This is a genomic window from Pseudolabrys sp. Root1462, from assembly GCF_001426945.1.
Classification (GTDB): domain Bacteria; phylum Pseudomonadota; class Alphaproteobacteria; order Rhizobiales; family Xanthobacteraceae; genus Pseudolabrys.
In genome coordinates, this window is record NZ_LMFS01000001.1 from 1,275,919 (window position 1) to 1,290,974 (window position 15,056).

Below are 15,056 nucleotides of genomic sequence, written 5' to 3' on the forward strand. Positions count from 1 at the left end.
TCAGGTCGGCGAGAACCGCGTCGGCTTCAGGATCGCGACGGTCTGGTGCGTGAACGATCCGGCGTTCATCTTGAGGAATTCCTGCCAGGCCGGGTCGGCGGCGAGATTGTCGCGGCGTGTTTCGCGGTCGGCGAGGCTGTCATAGGCCCACAGGTGGACGACCTGGTTCAACGTCCCGATCTCTGTGACGTAGAAGCCGAGCAAGCGGCCGAGATGCCGCTTCTGCACCGGCAGCGCGTAGGTCTCGTAGCGCTCGAGATACTTCGCCGTCGTCCCGTGGTTCAGGGTGTAGGTGCGCTGTTCGACGATCATCGTTTTGGTCCTTTTGGGCTGGACGACAACATCAGGTCACAGGCGAAGGCAGCGGCGCGCCCGAAAAGTGCGCCTTGACGTTGGCGAAGACGAGAGCGCCGATCGCCCGGCGCGTTTCCTCGGTGGTGCTGGCGATATGCGGCTCGACCACGACGTTGGGCAGGGCGAGCAGCGCGTCGGAGACGTTCGGCTCGTTGGGGAAGACGTCGAGCGCCGCCGCCTTGATGGTGCCGCCGGTCAGCGCCGCGACCAGCGCGTCTTCATCGACGACGGAGGCGCGCGCGATGTTGACGAGCATGCCGCCGGGTCCGAGCGCCTTGAGGAACGCGGCATTGACGAGGCCCGCGGTTTCGGGGCCGCCGGGGCAGGTCAGAATGACGAAATCGACGTGGCTCGCCATCGCCACCGGATCGGCGAAATAGCGATAGGGCAGGTTCGGCTTTTCCCGCGGTCCGCTGTAGGAAATCTCCATGTTGAACGCGGTGGCGCGCTGCGCCGCCACCTGGCCGATGCGGCCGAGGCCGACAATGCCGAGCTTCTTGCCGAACACCCGCGTCGAGTTCGGCATGATGCCTTTGGTCTTCCAGTGGCCGTCGCGGATATAGCGATCGCCGGCGACGATCTTGCGCGCCAAAGCGAGCAGCAGGCCGATCGCATAATCGGCGGTGTCTTCGGTCAGCACGTCGGGCGTGTTGGTGACGCGGATGCCGCGCTGCCTGGCCGCCGCCAGATCGACCTTGTCGGTGCCGACGCCGAAAATTGAAATGATCTCAAGCTTGGGCAAGGCCTGCATCAGCGCGGCATCGGCGCCGACCGCGCTGCGCGAGACGACGCCGCGGATCCGCGGCGCGACCTCGGCGAGGAAGGCGTCGCGGTCCTTGGCCTGCCACAGCCGGTGCGTGGTGAAGTCGCGATCGAGCTCGTCCATCAGCACCGGTTCGAGCGGTGCGGTCATGAGAATGTCGGCGGGCACGGTGTGATGCACTCCCTGATGCGGCGGCAAAAAGATTCAACGCGGCTTGTTGGTGACGTTGGTGAGCGTCGCGCCACCGGCGATCAGGCCGCTGCGGCGCCGTTCGTCGGCGACGATGCCCTGGGCGGTCTGCAATACGCGCTCGATGTCGGCGCGCGGCACGAAGCAGATGCCGGTCTCATCGGCGACGACGAGATCGCCGGGAGCGACAGCAACACCGGCGATCGTCACCGGCACGTTGACGCCTTCGGTCTCGATGCGCCATTTGCCGGTGGCCGGCGTCGTGCCTTTGGCCCACACCGGCAGCCCGATGGAGCGGCTGGCTTCGATATCGCGCACCAGGCCATCGACGATAATGCCGATCTCGCCCTGACGCTGGGCGACGGTCGCCATCAGGCCGCCGAGGCTGGAGGCATTCTCGATGCCCTGGACGACCAGCACGTCGCCGGATTGCGCGATGTTGTGCGCTTCGATGTCGCCGAGACGGTTGTCCTTGCGCGCGACGGCCTCGGCGACGGATCCGCTCCGCGCGCGGTTCTTCACCGTCAGGGCAGGGCCGGCGATGCGGGCATTCGGAATCGACGGCTTGAGGATGAAGGCGCCGACCGTGCCGCTGAGGCCAAGCAGGTCCATCGCGTCGGAGACATTGCCGGTGAGGTCGGGCAGCGCCAGATAGGCGGCGATGACGTCGGGCGCGATCGGACCGTGTCGCGGACCGATCGCGGAGGCGGGCAGTCGTCCAACCGGCGGCGGCATGGTCATGAGGCGTAACGCCCTTCAGGCAACCCGCAGACGCCGGGCCTGGCCACGAACACCGCGCCGGCGTGCGGCTCGGCGGCCAGTTGCTCGGGCGTGAGGCGCTGCTTGGCGGTGGTGATGTAGAGTTCGTCGAAGTTGCGGCCGCCGAAGGTGCAGGAGGTGGGCTGCGACACCGGCAGTTCGATGACGCGGTCGATGCGGCCGTCCGGCGTATAGCGCGTCACGCGCCCGCCGGCGTATTCAGCGTTCCACAGGCACCCCTCGGCGTCGATCTGCGAGCCGTCAGGGCGACCCTTCCAACCTTTCATATCGGAGAACAGCCGGCGGTTACGCAACGCGCCGCTGCCGATGTCGTAATCATAGACGTGAATCACGTGGCGATAGGTGTCGGCGAAATACATCAGCTTGTCGTCGGGCGTAAAGGCGATGCTGTTCGGGACGATGATGTCGTCGGCGACGTGCCGGCAATCGCCGGCCTGTAATTGCCACAGCGCGCCGGTCGGCAGACGCGCCTTGTCGTTCATGGTGCCGACGATGAAGCGGCCGGCGCGGTCGCAGCGCCCGTCGTTGAAGCGGTTGTCCGGTTTGTCGGTTTCGGGCGCCGCCAGCGCCGGGCCCAAGGTGCCATCGGCGCGCAGCACGCTGATGCTGCGCGTCATGGCAACGAGCAGATCGTCGCTCGTCGTCAGGCAGAGGCTGCCGGTGATTTCCGGCAGCGGGATCGACGTGGTCTCGCCCGTTGCCGGATCGTAGATGCGAGCCGCGGGCGCGCGGCTGTCGACATAGAAGAGCTTCTGTCGCCGGTCGCACCACACTGGCGACTCGCCGAGGATGGAGGCCGGGCCCTGCAGAACGTCGGCTGTCAGTCTTGCTGGTGTGCTCAAAACAGAACCTTCCGTCGCCGTGAATGATGGACCACTAGTGCTTGGCCATGAATTTGAGGAGCAGCGCGTTGAATTCGTCCGGCTTCTCCCAAGCGATGGAGTGACCGGATTCCGGCACCATGGCCCACTCATGATTGGCGACGTGGCCGACCCAGAGCTTCATCAGGCTCGGCGGTGCGAGCAGGTCGGCGCCAGCGGCGACGACCAGCGTCGGCGCCTTGATGGTCTCGAGCTTGGCGAAGGTGTTCGGCTGCCGCATCGGCTGCGATTTCACGCCGTGCTGCGATTCCGAGTGATGTTCGATCGCCAGCCATTCCTCGACGCCCTTCGGATTGACGGCGCGGTAGGACGGACCGACCTCGCGATAGCTGGCGTTCTGCTTACGGATTTCCGGAATTTCGATGCGCTTGATGGCGTCCTGAACCGGCGCCTCCCGCACCGCGCCGGTGCTGGCGCCGACGACAAGGCCACGCAGGCGTTGCGGCTGCCAGGCCGCATAATCCAGCGCGACGAAGCCGCCGCCGGCGACGCCGACAAGATAGAAGGGCTTCAGTTTGAGGTGCGCGGCGAGCGCTTCGAGATCTTCGCTGACGCTGCCCGGCTGCGGACCGGTGTCCGCCGGCGTGCTCTGGCCGCGGCCGCGGCGATCGAAAGCGATAACGCGATAGGCGGCTTTGATCAGCGGCTCGAATTGATAGCGCCAGCTTTCGCTAGTGCCGGTATTGGCATGAAGCATGACGACCGGCGTGCCGTCGCCGCCGCTGTCGAGATACCAAAGATGCACACCCGGAAGATCGACGAACTGGCCTTTGACGGACGAGGGAATGGGGGCCGTGGTGCCGGTCTCGGCTGCGACAACCGGCGACGCAAGGAAGGCGCCGGCGACGCAGGCCGCCAGGACAGACATTTTGATTGTCATTTTTCGTTTCCTCCGAAGCTCCAAGTCCTAGCCCTCGACTGTTGTAAAATCAACACTCAATCGGGCAGGCCGGCCTTGCGTGGTCGTCAGGAGGCGGGGCCGGACGACTTCTCTTTTTCGACGTTCTCGACGCGGCGGGCCACATCGAGAATCTTGTTGAGCATGTCGTCGAACTGCACACGCTCCTTCGCGCTCAGGGCGCCGAGGAAGATTTCGTCGCGGTCGAGCGCGGCGTCGAACAGGCCCTGGAACAACTTGCGGCCCTTGCCGGTTAGCGAAAGGCTGACCGGCTTGCCCTTGATGTCGTGCGTCCCGGTGACGAAGTTGCGCTCGGTCAGACCGGCGACGATGCGGCTGATCTGGCCGCGGTCGACGCCGCTCTGACGCGCCAGTTGGTTGAGGCCGAGCGGGCCGTAGCCCGCGAGCAGGGCGATGGTGCGCCATTCACCCAAAGTCACATCGAATTCACGGCGGTAGCGCGCGGCGGCGCTGCGCGAAATCGTGTTGGCGACGACATGAAGCCGATAGGCCAGCAGATCACGGATGGTCGACGACTTGGTCGCGCCGCGCGCGAAGTCTTCGTCATTCTTCTTTCTGCTGGAAACAGCAGCGCCTTTCCCGGCGTTGGCGGTTCGCGTGGTGGTGGGCGCCATTCGGTCCTCGTCTCGAACTTGTGTCTCGTATCTCACCCGAGGTCTTGCCCGAGTGCCGGCGTCGACCGGGAGCAAGCCTGGCCCGGCAGGGCAAGCGATATGCTGCGCGCCGGCCGCGCCGTCAACGTGTTGTTTGTTCGGCCGCCGCATCCCTTTCCTTGGGGGTGCGGCAACAAAGGCCGTTTCCGCTGTTGACAATACAACACCTAGCCGGAATAGTCCGCCCCGGCAACACGGCCGGTCGCGCACCCGGCTGAGCCCGATATTCATAAAAGTCGATCCTCTGCGGCGGAGCGACGATCAAGCGCAAGTGTCTGGGAGGATGGAGAATGTCTCTTACGATCGTGAAATCCTGTGCCGTCGGCGGACTGGCCGCGGCGCTTTTCATCGGAACCGCGGCGCCGTCTTTCGCGGTCGATCAGGCGCTGATCGAGGCCGCGAAGAAAGAGGGCACCGTCGTCTGGTACTCGACTTTGATCGTCAACCAGCTCGTGCGGCCGGTCGCCGAGGCCTTCCAGGCAAAATATCCCGGTATCACCGTGAAGTATTCGCGCACGCCCGCGGGTGAGATGGCGCTGAAGCTGCAGAACGAAATTCGCGCCAACAGCGTGCAGGCCGACGTGTTCGACGCCAATTCGGCGTTCTTCCGCGCCATGCCGCTCGAAAATCTCGTCGAATACAAGCCCGAGGCGGCGGCGCATTATCCGGACGATTTGAAGGACCCGAAGGGCCGCTTCACGGCCGTGAACGTCTTCACCATGGCGACCGGCATCAACACCAATCTGGTGGCCGAAAAGGATCGTCCGAAGTCCTATGAGGACCTGCTCGACCCGAAGTGGAAGGGCAAGATGGCCTGGACCACCGACCTGACGCCGAACGGCCCCCCGGGCTTCATCGGCAACATCCTCGTCACCATGGGCGAGGAGAAGGGCATGGCCTATCTCGAGAAGCTGGCCAAGCAGGACATCGCCAAGGTGCCGGCCAGCCAGCGCGTCGTGCTCGATCAGGTGATCGCCGGCCAGTACGCGATCGGCCTGATGATCTTCAACAATCACACGGTCATTAGCGCCGCAAAGGGCGCGCCGACCACCTGGCTCAAGATCGAGCCGCTGATCAGCACCGGCAATTACGTCGGCATCATCAAGAACTCGCCGCATCCGAACGCCGCCAAGCTGTTCGAGGAGTTCATCCTGTCCAAGGAAGGACAGACGGTGTTCCAGAAGGCCAGCTATCTGCCGGCCGATCCCGATGTTCCGGCCGACGATCCGTCGCTCAAGCCGAAGCAGGGCGGCTACAAGGCCACCACGATCACCAACGAGATGGCGCTCGAGCAGCTCCCGCGCTGGACCGAGATTTACAAGAAGCTGTTCCCGTAAATCATGACGACCTCGACTTATAACGACACGCAGGACAAAGGCGGCCGGACCAAGGTCCGGCCGCCGCGAATTTTCGGCATTCTGCGCGAGCCGGTTGGCTTGGTGTCGCTGCTGATGATCGTGGTGCTGGCGCTGCTGGTAGTGCCGCCGATCCTCATTCTCATTCAACTGAGTTTCGCGGATATCGCCGACAACGGCGCGATCAAGGGTTACACGCTCGCCCACTACAGCGCGCTGTTCTCAGGCGCGAAATTCTTCGGCGTGCTGTGGACGACCATCGTCTTTGCCGCCTTCGCGACTGTGATCTCGCTCCTGTTCGGCGGCATTCTGGCCTGGCTGGTCGAGCGCACCAATACGCCGTTCAGGCGGCTGGCTTATCTGACCGCGATCGTCTCGCTCGGCACACCCTATGTACTGTACGTGATGGCCTGGCTGTTCCTGTTCGGCCGGACCGGACCCGTCAATCAGCTCTATCATTGGCTGACCGGCAACACCGGCGATCTGCTCAACGTCTATTCGCTCTGGGGCATGGTGCTGATCGAGGGCTTCCTGTGGTCGCCGCTCGTCTTCCTGCTGATGTCCGCGACTTTCCGCATGTCCAATGCGGAGATGGAAGAGGCGGCCCGGATGAACGGCGCGTCGGTCTGGGACACGATCTGGCATATCTCGCTCAAGCTGGCGCGGCCGGCCGTGCTCGCGCTCGCCATGTTCGTGTTCATTCGCGACATCGAGGCCTTCGAGGTGCCGGCGCTCGTCGGTATTCCCGGCGATGTGAAGGTGTTGACCACCGACATCTATCTCGCCATCCGCGAATTCCCGCCCAATCTCGGCCATGCATCGGCGTTTTCCGTGATCATGCTGATCCTGGTGTCGGTGCTGCTCTATTTCTACGGCCGAATCTCCAAGCACGCCGAACGCTACGCCAGCGTCACCGGCAAGGGTTACCGGCCGCGGCCGTTCGATCTCGGCAGCGCGCGCGGCATTGCCGGCGTCATCGTGCTGTTCAACTTTGCCGTGGTGCTGGCACTGCCGCTGTTGGCGTTGTTCTGGATGGCGTTGACGCCGTTCATCGCGCCCGTCGGCTGGACTGTGATGAAGTCGGTGTCGCTGGCCAATTTCATCGTGGTGCTGACGTCGCCGTCTTATCTCTCGCTGGCCACCAATACGCTGATCGTCTCGATCACGGCCGCGACGGGTGCGGTTCTGCTCACTGCGGTTTGCGGCTGGCTGGCGGCGCGGCGCAAGCCGGGCGGCACCATCGTCGATCAACTCGCAACCATGCCGCTGATCTTCCCGGGTATCGTGCTCGGCGTCGCGTTGCTCAATCTGTCACTGCGGTCGCCGATCCCGATCTACGGCACGGTGTGGCTGATCGGCATCGCCTATCTCATTCGCTACATGCCTTACGGCATGCGCTATTCCTACAACGGCGTTCTGCAGATCCATAAGGAGCTGGAGGAGGCGGGCGTCGCCTCCGGCGCCGGCATCTGGCAGGTGCTGGGGCGGGTCATCGCGCCGCTGCTGTCGCCGGCCCTCGTGGCGGCCTGGCTGTTCATCTTCCTGATCTCCTCGCGCGAGCTGTCGATTGCCATCCTTCTGGCGGGACCGAATTCGCAGGTCATCGCGGTGTCGATGTTCGACCTCTGGCAGAACGGCCAGGCGGGTGAACTGAGTGCCCTGGGTCTGCTGTGGACCCTGCTCATGGTGCTGGTCGCCAGCGCCTTCTATTTCCTCGAGCGGCGGCAGTCCGCCAAGACGTTCGGTTAGGCCATCATGAATCAATTCGGTTTGGACGTTAACGGCCTCAGCAAGATCTACGCGAATGTAGAGGGCATCGCCGGCGGCGTGCGTAATGCGACCTTCCAGTTGCCGCCCGGTACCTTCTTCACGCTGCTGGGCCCCAGCGGTTGCGGCAAGACGACGACGTTGCGCTGCATTGCCGGGCTCGAGCGGCCGGACACCGGCGTGGTGCGCGTCGGTGACAGGACGTTCTTCGATTCCGAACGTCACGTCGACGTCGCGCTCAACCGGCGTCAGATCGGCATGGTGTTCCAGTCCTACGCGATCTGGCCGCATATGTCGGTGATCGAGAACGTGTCGTTCCCGCTGCGCGTCGCCAAGGACCGCAGCTACAGCCGCGAGGAAATCCGTTCGATGAGCCTGAAGGCGCTGGCGACGGTGGATCTCGAAGGCTTCGCCGATCGCTCGGCGACGCGGCTGTCAGGCGGCCAGCAGCAGCGCGTGGCGCTGGCGCGGGCCATCGTCCGCGAGCCGAAATTGCTGCTGCTCGATGAGCCGCTGTCGAATCTCGACGCCGCGCTGCGCGACAACATGCGCAAGGAGCTCAAGCGCCTGCAGCGCCAGATCGGCGTCACGACGGTCTATGTCACCCATGACCAGGCCGAGGCGCTGGAAATGTCCGACCAGATCGCCGTGCTCAGTGCCGGCGACGTGGTGCAGATCGATACGCCGGACGGCATCTATTTCCGGCCGCGCAATCGCTTCGTCGCCAGCTTCGTCGGCAACACCAATATCTTCGACGGCACCGCCGAAGGCGGCGGCGAGACCGGCGCCGTGGTGCCGGTTCGCGTCAAGTCGGGCGAGGTGATCCGGGGCAGGGCCAACCGTCCGGTCAGGACCGGCGATGTCGTGACCATGTCGGTGCGCCCGGAGTCGATCCGGCTGTCGAGCGCCGCAGCGCCGGACGATCGTGGCGCCAACCGTTTCCGCGGCCAGGTCGAGAACCGCGGCTTCGTCGGCAACCTCAACCGGTACGACGTGCGCTGCGGCAACGAGCTGATTGTCGCCAATACCGGGCCGCGCACGGCCATCGCGCCGGGCGAGACGGTTTTCATCGAGTTCGACGCCGACGACGCCATCATTCTGGCGGACGACTAGGCGGCCTGAGCCGAAAGCGTTGAGCATCATGTCCAGTAGCGCGATGTCCGATTCATCGATCGTCATTTGCGAGTGCTTCGCCCGCGACGGGCTGCAGCACGAGACCGTCGCTGTCACGACGGCGCAGAAGATCAAGCTGATCGACACGTTCACCGCCGTCGGCTTTCCGCGCATCGAGGCAACGAGCTACAGCCATCCCGGCCGCATCCCGATGTTTGCCGATGCCAGCGAGGTTCTCGCCGGCATCTCGCGCAAGGCGGGCGTCTGGTACAAGGCGACCTGTCCGAACGCCAAGGCCGTTGATCGCGCCGTTGCCGACCTCGATGCCGGTCACGGCGCCAACGAATTGAGCCTGCTGATCTCGGCCACCGAGGCCCATACCGAGCGCAATCTGCGCACCACGCGCGCCGGCCAGTGGCAGCGCGTCGAGGAGATGGTGGCCGGCGCGGGTTCGCGCTTCCGCCTTGTCGGCGTGATTTCGGTGGCGCTGGGCTGCCCGTTCGAGGGCGATGTCGATCCCGATGTGGTCGCTGCCGACGTGCGCCGCTTCGTCGATCTCGGCGTCGGCATCGTCGCCATCGGCGACACGACCGGCTTGGCGACGCCGCGCCGGGTGAGGGCACTGTTTGAGCGGCTGCGCCGCGAGGCGCCGCAGGCGACTCTTGTCGCGCATTTCCACAACACGCGCGGCAGCGGTCTCGCCAATGCGGTGGCGGCTTACGAAGCCGGCTGCCGCTATTTCGATACGTCGTTCGGCGGCGTCGGCGGTCATCCCGTCACCATTCAGTATGGTCAGGGTCGCACCGGCAACGTCGCCACCGAAGATCTCGTCAATCTGTTCGAGAGCGAGGGCGTTTCCACAGGGCTCGATCTCGACCGCATGATGCAATCCTCGAAGCTGTGCGAGGACATCCTCGGCCGTCCGCTCGATAGCATGGTGGCCCGCGCCGGCCTCGGGCCCGTTCGTACCAAGGGAAAAGTCGATGCCTGATACCGCCGCACAAGACGTGCTGCTGACCGAAGACCGCGGCGCGGTGCGCATCGTCCGCCTGAATCGGCCGGACAAGATGAACGCGCTCAACACCGCGCTGACCCAGGCGTTGCTCGACGCATTGCTCGCCGCCGATGCCGACGCCAACGTGCGTGCCGTGGTGCTGTGCGGTGCTGGCCGCGCGTTCTGCGCCGGCGCCGATCTCGCCGAATTCAAGGACCTGACGCCGGATCAGCAGGACAAGGTGACGGCGCGCGCCGATCTCACCTGCCGCACCCAGTCGATGCTGCAGAAGCTGTCCAAGCCGGTGGTCGCCGCCGTGCACGGCGTCGCGATGGGCGGCGGCGCCGGTCTCGCCATCGGCTCCGACATGGTGGTGGCGGCGAGCGACGGCGTGCGCTTCGGTTATCCCGAGCTCAAGCATTCGATCGTGCCGGCGCTGGTGATGACCGGCCTCGTGCATAATCTCGGCCGCAAGGCGGCCTTCGAACTGGTCAGCCTGGGTCGCATTCTCAACGGCGCCGAACTGATCGATCTCGGCATTGCCAACCGGCTGGCGCCCGCCGAGGAGGTGGAGAGCGAAGCGGTGAAGATCGCCGAGCAGTGGGCGGCCGCCAATCCGCGCGCCATGGCCGCGGCGAAGTCGCTGTTCTATCGCGTCGCCGATCTGCCCTATGACGCGGCGATGGCCGCCGGCAAGGACGTCAACGCGCTGATGCGGTCGTTCCGCGAGGGTGGCAAATGAAGCCGCTCGCCGGTCTGACGATCCTCGACTTCTCTCGCGTTCTCGCCGGGCCGATGGGCACGCAGATTCTCGCCGAGCTCGGCGCCGAGGTGATCAAGGTGGAGATGCCTGGTACCGGCGACGAGACCCGCCAGTTCGAGCCGCGGCTGCCGGGCGGGCAGAGCGGTTACTTCTTCGCGTTCAATCGCAGCAAGAAGTCGATCACGCTCAACCTGAAGAGCGAGAAGGCGCGGCAGCTCGCCCGCGACCTCGCGGCGCAGGCCGACCTCGTGGTGGAGAACTTCCTGCCCGGCGCGATGACCAAGATGGGTCTCGGTTACGAGGCGCTCTCCGCACTCAATCCGCGGCTGGTCTACATTTCAAATACCGGCTTCGGCCAGACCGGGCCGTATCGCGACCGCAAGGGCTACGACACCATCTTCCAGGCATTGTCCGGCATCATGGCGCTGACCGGCTATCCCGACGGGCCGCCGGCCAAGGTCGGCGTGCCGATCTCCGATCTGACTTCGGGGCTGTGGGTGGCGATCGCCGCGCTGAGCGGGCTGATGGGCCGGCACGGCACGGGGAAGGGATGTCATATCGATCTCGCGATGATGGACGTGCAAGCGAGCCTGCTGACGATCGCCGCGTCACGCTATTTCGCCACCGGAGAAGATCCGCAGCGCACCGGCACCGAGCATCTCGGCCGCGTGCCGTCGGCCGCCTTCGAGTGCAAGGACGGCGACTGGATCCACATCAGCGGCAGCGACCAGCATTGGCCGGCAATCTGCGAGGTGCTCGGTCTGGGCGCTCTCGCCGCCGATGCCGAGTTGAAGAAGAACGCGGCCCGCGTGGCCCGGCGCGGCGAAGTGATGGCGGCCATGGGCGCTGCGATCGCCGGCCGCGACCGCAACGAGCTGGCCGAAGCCCTGCGCGCGCGTGACGTGCCGGCCGGGGAGGTCTTCACCGTCAAGGAAGCCCTTTCCGATCCGCATCTGCAGGCGCGCGGTGCGGTCGGTACCTTCACGCATCCAACTGAAGGCGAGTTCAGGGGCTTGCGCACGCCGATCCGCTTCAACGGTCTGGACGATCCTGAGATGGCGCCGCCGCCGATGCTCGGTGAATCCACCGACATCATCCTGCGCGATCGCCTCAAGCTGTCGGCTGAAGCCATCGCAGCGCTGAAATCCGAGGGCGCGATATGACCACTGAACAGCCGCGTCTGGTGAAACTCGAAACCGGTGCCGACGGCATCGCCACGGTGACGCTCGACCGCGCCGCGGCGCGCAACGCGCTCAATCTGCCGATGTGCGGCGAATTGCGCGAGGCGTTCGCGACGCTTGATCGCGATCCGGCGGTGCGCGTCGTGCTGCTGACGGCGAACGGCCCGGTGTTCTGCGCCGGCGCCGATCTCAAGGAACGTCAGGGCAAGGATGAAGCCTGGGTGCGCCAGCGCCGCGAGGCATCGTTTGCGGCCTATGAGACCATCGAGAAGTGCCGCAGGCCTGTGGTCGCTGTGGTGCAGGGCCCGGTCGTCGGTTCCGGCGGCGAGATCGCTATGAGCTGCGACTTCATCGTCGCCTCGACCAAGGCGAGCTTCCGCTTTCCCGAACCGCAATGGGGCACGGTCGGCGCGACCCAGCGCCTGCAACGCGTCATCGGCAAGAGCCGCGCCAAGGAGTTATTGTACACCGGGCGCGAGATGCCGGTGAGCGAGGCGCATACGCTCGGGCTCGTCGCTCGTGTCGTCGAGCCTGAGGCGCTGGAAGAGACCGCGCGAGCGATCGCTGCGGCAATCGCCAAGGCGCCGGCGTTGGCGATGGAACTGACCAAGCAGGCGATCGACCTTGGCGCCACGACCGATCTGGCCAGTGGCATCCGTATCGAGATGGCCGCGATCGAACACAATCTGGCGAACGGCGACTGGAAGCGCGGCGTGGCCGCCTTTGCCGATACGGTCGGCAAGGGCAAAGCGCAGGACGACAAGGAATGATGGAGCTGTCGCAGATTTGCCCGACCACCACGCCGGTGGCGCTGGCGCGGGCCGCTACCATCGCGCCGGACATCGAGGCCGTGGTCGCGTCCGATGGCCGTATCACCTACGCGCAATTGCAGGACGAGGTCGCCCGCATCGCCTCGGCGCTGGCCGCGCTCGGCGTCAGGCGCGGCGACCATGTCGGCCTGTGCCTCGGCAACAGCGGCCGCTGGGTCGCGATCTTCCTTGCGATCGGATCGCTCGGCGCGGTGACCGTCCCGGTCAATACCCGCTTCAAGGAAAGCGAGATGGCCTTCGCGCTGAAGCAATCGCGCGTTCGCTATCTCATCACCGCGTCGTCGTTCCTCAAGATCGATTTCATCGCCATGCTGCGGGCGATCTGCCCCGGCATCGACGGCACATTGCCGGATGCCGCCTTGCCGGATCTGCAGGGCGTCGTCGTCATCGGCGATAGCGCGCCGAAAGCGGCCATTACCTGGGATAACCTTCTGGCGCTCGGCGGCGCGCCGGTAGCGCCGCAATGCCAATCCGACGACGTGCTGCTCATTCAATATACATCGGGCACCACGTCGTTCCCGAAAGGCGTGATGCTGACCCACGCCAATATGCTGGGCAATGCCTTCTTTTCCGGCGGTCGCATCGGCTTCCGCGCCGGCGACCGCCTGCACAGTGCGCGGCCGTTCTTCCACGTCGCCGGCTCGACCTTGTCCGTTCTGTCGGCGCTGCAGCACGTCATCACGCTGGTGACGATGGATCGCTTCGAGCCCGGCGAGGCGTTGCGGTTGTTCGAGGAGGAGCGCTGCACGCATTTCTCGGGCAACGACACCATGGCGCTGATGCTGCTCAATCATCCCGACCGGCCGCGCCGCAAGCTCTATTTGCGCGGCGCCTGGTGCGCCGCGTCGCAGCCGGTGGTGCGCCGCGTCATCGACGAACTTGGCGCGCGCGACTGCGTCGTCGGCTACGGCCAGTCGGAGGCTTCGCCGAACATTTCGCAATCGGCCTGGTGGGAGCCGGAGGAGGTGCGCGTGTCGGGTCGCATGCGGCCGCAGCCCGGCGTAGCCGTGCGCATCCGCGATCCCGAAACCGGCAAGGATTGTCCCCCCGGCGTCGCCGGCGAGATCGTGGTTCGCGGCTGGAACGTGATGCGCGGCTACTTCGATCGGCCGGAGGAGACCGCGGCGGTGCTGTCCCCCGACGGTTGGCTGTCGACCGGCGATCGCGGCGTGCTCGGCGAGGACGGGCGGCTGGAGTTCGTCGGCCGCCTCAAGGACATCATCCGTGTCGGCGGCGAGAACGTCGCACCATCGGAAGTCGAGAACATGCTGCTGACGCACCCGTCGGTGAAACAGGTGCAGGTGGTCGGCGTCGCCGATCCGCGGCTGGTCGAAGTGCCGGTGGCCTTCGTTATCGCCGGCGACGATGCCGCGCTGACGCCAGACGCCGTCATCGCCTGGTGCAAGACCAACATGGCCGGCTTCAAGGTGCCGCGCCATGTCTGGATCGTGCCGGACTTCCAGATGGCCGGCATGACCGAAAGCTCCAAGGTAAAGAAGAAAGACCTCGCCGCCCACGCCGAGAAGCTGCTGGCGGCATCGCGGGAGACGGCGTCGTGAAGATCGAGACGGCGCTGACCCGGCTGCTCGGCATCGATCTGCCGATCGTGCAAGCCGGAATGTCCTGGGCGTCGTCGAACGCCGCTTTGCCGCTCGCGGTTTCGAAGGCCGGCGGCCTCGGCGTCATCGGCGCCGGGCCGATGCGGCCGGACGATCTGGCAAAAGCGATCGACGATGTGCGCGCCGGCACCGACCGGCCGTTCGCCGTCAACCTGCCGCTGTATCGCAAGGGCGCTTCCGAGATCATCGATCTGCTGATCGACAAGCGCATTTCCATCGTCGTCGCCTCGCAAGGCGGCACCAAGCAGTATCTCGATCGCTTCAAGGCGATCGGCACGACCTGCATCCACGTCGTCGCCAGTGTCGAGCATGCGCAAAAGGCGATCGACTCCGGCGTCGACGCGGTCGTTGCCGTCGGCGGCGAGGCAGGCGGCCACCCGCCGCCGAGCCTCGTGGCGACGCAGGTGCTGGTGCGCGCCATCGTGCGCTCGGGGTGCAAGGTGCCCGTCATCGCATCCGGCGGCTTCGCGGACGGCGCCGGACTTGCCGCAGCGCTGGCGCTCGGCGCCGGCGGCGCCAATTTCGGCACACGCTTTATCGCCACGCCGGAAGCCAATGTCACCGATGCCTATAAGCAGGCCGTGCTGGCCGCGGGCATTGGCGATACCCGCACCGTCGGCCGCGAGATCGGCATGATCCGCACGCTGCACAACGAATTCACCGACGACATGGAGCGCCTTGAGGCCTCCGGCGCGGCGCTCGATCAGCGCAAGGTGATGTTCTCGGCTTCGACGCTGAAGGACGCGGCGTTCGACGGCAACGTGGCGCGCGGCAAACTCGAGGCCGGCCAGTCCGTCGGCCTGGTCGATGATATCGTGCCGGCCGGCGAACTGGTGCGCCGTATTGCCGAGGAATACGTCGATGCCGTGCGCGGGCTGCCGTTGCCGGCCTAGCG

At 65.7% G+C, this 15,056-nt stretch carries 15 protein-coding genes; 9 read left to right on the plus strand and 6 right to left on the minus strand.

All coding sequences use genetic code 11. From position 1 onward, the window contains the following. From ASD45_RS06130 to ASD45_RS06155, 6 genes are all read right to left on the minus strand, one after another. Positions 1–312, minus strand: coding sequence for an NIPSNAP family protein (locus ASD45_RS06130; protein ID WP_056910678.1), 312 nt, complete (start codon positions 310–312; stop codon positions 1–3). A 31-nt stretch (positions 313–343) separates the two neighbouring features. Then, the gene (locus ASD45_RS06135) at positions 344–1,267 is read right to left on the minus strand and encodes a 2-hydroxyacid dehydrogenase (RefSeq protein WP_056912618.1); all 924 of its coding nucleotides are present in this window, start codon (positions 1,265–1,267) and stop codon (positions 344–346) included. Between the two features lie 54 nt (positions 1,268–1,321). Next, a complete protein-coding gene (locus ASD45_RS06140; protein WP_056910679.1) occupies positions 1,322–2,047 on the minus strand; it encodes an RraA family protein in 726 nt (241 codons plus the stop codon). After that, positions 2,044–2,928, minus strand: a complete 885-nt coding sequence (locus ASD45_RS06145) for an SMP-30/gluconolactonase/LRE family protein (RefSeq protein WP_200949641.1) — start codon at positions 2,926–2,928, stop codon at positions 2,044–2,046. The genes ASD45_RS06140 and ASD45_RS06145 overlap by 4 nt, the downstream gene beginning before the upstream one ends. Before the next feature lie 34 nt (positions 2,929–2,962). Beyond that, entirely contained in the window at positions 2,963–3,847 is an 885-nt protein-coding gene (locus tag ASD45_RS06150) for an alpha/beta hydrolase (RefSeq protein WP_056910681.1), read from the minus strand. 86 nt (positions 3,848–3,933) lie between these two features. Continuing rightward, entirely contained in the window at positions 3,934–4,500 is a 567-nt protein-coding gene (locus tag ASD45_RS06155; protein WP_156380733.1) for a MarR family winged helix-turn-helix transcriptional regulator, read from the minus strand. A 329-nt stretch (positions 4,501–4,829) separates the two neighbouring features. On the opposite strand from ASD45_RS06155, the gene ASD45_RS06160 reads away from it, so the two are divergent. From ASD45_RS06160 to ASD45_RS06200, 9 genes are read left to right on the plus strand one after another with little or no spacing between them, the layout of a single operon-like run. After that, positions 4,830–5,876 carry an extracellular solute-binding protein gene (locus ASD45_RS06160; RefSeq protein WP_056910682.1) on the plus strand — a complete coding sequence of 349 codons (1,047 nt, stop codon included), beginning with the start codon at positions 4,830–4,832 and terminating at the stop codon, positions 5,874–5,876. Positions 5,877–5,879: 3 nt separating this feature from the next. Continuing rightward, positions 5,880–7,643, plus strand: a complete 1,764-nt coding sequence (locus ASD45_RS06165) for an iron ABC transporter permease (RefSeq protein WP_082540685.1) — start codon at positions 5,880–5,882, stop codon at positions 7,641–7,643. A gap of 6 nt (positions 7,644–7,649) precedes the next feature. Continuing rightward, the gene (locus tag ASD45_RS06170) at positions 7,650–8,774 is read left to right on the plus strand and encodes an ABC transporter ATP-binding protein (protein WP_056910683.1); all 1,125 of its coding nucleotides are present in this window, start codon (positions 7,650–7,652) and stop codon (positions 8,772–8,774) included. Between the two features lie 28 nt (positions 8,775–8,802). Next, entirely contained in the window at positions 8,803–9,765 is a 963-nt protein-coding gene (locus ASD45_RS06175) for a hydroxymethylglutaryl-CoA lyase (RefSeq protein WP_244485222.1), read from the plus strand. Then, positions 9,758–10,510, plus strand: a complete 753-nt coding sequence (locus ASD45_RS06180) for an enoyl-CoA hydratase/isomerase family protein (protein WP_056910685.1) — start codon at positions 9,758–9,760, stop codon at positions 10,508–10,510. The genes ASD45_RS06175 and ASD45_RS06180 overlap by 8 nt, the downstream gene beginning before the upstream one ends. Next, positions 10,507–11,694, plus strand: coding sequence for a CaiB/BaiF CoA-transferase family protein (locus ASD45_RS06185; protein WP_056910686.1), 1,188 nt, complete (start codon positions 10,507–10,509; stop codon positions 11,692–11,694). Before ASD45_RS06180 ends, ASD45_RS06185 begins: the two co-directional genes overlap by 4 nt. Then, positions 11,691–12,482 (plus strand): enoyl-CoA hydratase/isomerase family protein, encoded by a 792-nt coding sequence (locus tag ASD45_RS06190; protein ID WP_056910687.1) that lies wholly within the window; start codon positions 11,691–11,693, stop codon positions 12,480–12,482. The genes ASD45_RS06185 and ASD45_RS06190 overlap by 4 nt, the downstream gene beginning before the upstream one ends. After that, positions 12,479–14,101, plus strand: coding sequence for an AMP-binding protein (locus ASD45_RS06195; RefSeq protein ID WP_200949643.1), 1,623 nt, complete (start codon positions 12,479–12,481; stop codon positions 14,099–14,101). The genes ASD45_RS06190 and ASD45_RS06195 overlap by 4 nt, the downstream gene beginning before the upstream one ends. After that, positions 14,098–15,054 carry a nitronate monooxygenase gene (locus tag ASD45_RS06200; protein ID WP_056910689.1) on the plus strand — a complete coding sequence of 319 codons (957 nt, stop codon included), beginning with the start codon at positions 14,098–14,100 and terminating at the stop codon, positions 15,052–15,054. Before ASD45_RS06195 ends, ASD45_RS06200 begins: the two co-directional genes overlap by 4 nt. The last annotated feature ends 2 nt before the right edge of the window (positions 15,055–15,056 follow it).

Excerpts from the sequence above, each read along its gene's own strand:
- ASD45_RS06140 (WP_056910679.1), bottom strand. The coding sequence starts at position 2,047 with ATGACCATGCCGCCGCCGGTTGGACGACTGCCCGCCTCCGCGATCGGT.
- ASD45_RS06185 (WP_056910686.1), top strand. The coding sequence starts at position 10,507 with ATGAAGCCGCTCGCCGGTCTGACGATCCTCGACTTCTCTCGCGTTCTC.
- ASD45_RS06135 (WP_056912618.1), bottom strand. The coding sequence starts at position 1,267 with ATGACCGCACCGCTCGAACCGGTGCTGATGGACGAGCTCGATCGCGAC.
- ASD45_RS06195 (WP_200949643.1), top strand. The coding sequence starts at position 12,479 with ATGATGGAGCTGTCGCAGATTTGCCCGACCACCACGCCGGTGGCGCTG.
- ASD45_RS06160 (WP_056910682.1), top strand. The coding sequence starts at position 4,830 with ATGTCTCTTACGATCGTGAAATCCTGTGCCGTCGGCGGACTGGCCGCG.
- ASD45_RS06175 (WP_244485222.1), top strand. The coding sequence starts at position 8,803 with ATGTCCAGTAGCGCGATGTCCGATTCATCGATCGTCATTTGCGAGTGC.
- ASD45_RS06165 (WP_082540685.1), top strand. The coding sequence starts at position 5,880 with ATGACGACCTCGACTTATAACGACACGCAGGACAAAGGCGGCCGGACC.
- ASD45_RS06190 (WP_056910687.1), top strand. The coding sequence starts at position 11,691 with ATGACCACTGAACAGCCGCGTCTGGTGAAACTCGAAACCGGTGCCGAC.
- ASD45_RS06180 (WP_056910685.1), top strand. The coding sequence starts at position 9,758 with ATGCCTGATACCGCCGCACAAGACGTGCTGCTGACCGAAGACCGCGGC.
- ASD45_RS06155 (WP_156380733.1), bottom strand. The coding sequence starts at position 4,500 with ATGGCGCCCACCACCACGCGAACCGCCAACGCCGGGAAAGGCGCTGCT.
- ASD45_RS06170 (WP_056910683.1), top strand. The coding sequence starts at position 7,650 with ATGAATCAATTCGGTTTGGACGTTAACGGCCTCAGCAAGATCTACGCG.
- ASD45_RS06150 (WP_056910681.1), bottom strand. The coding sequence starts at position 3,847 with ATGACAATCAAAATGTCTGTCCTGGCGGCCTGCGTCGCCGGCGCCTTC.
- ASD45_RS06130 (WP_056910678.1), bottom strand. The coding sequence starts at position 312 with ATGATCGTCGAACAGCGCACCTACACCCTGAACCACGGGACGACGGCG.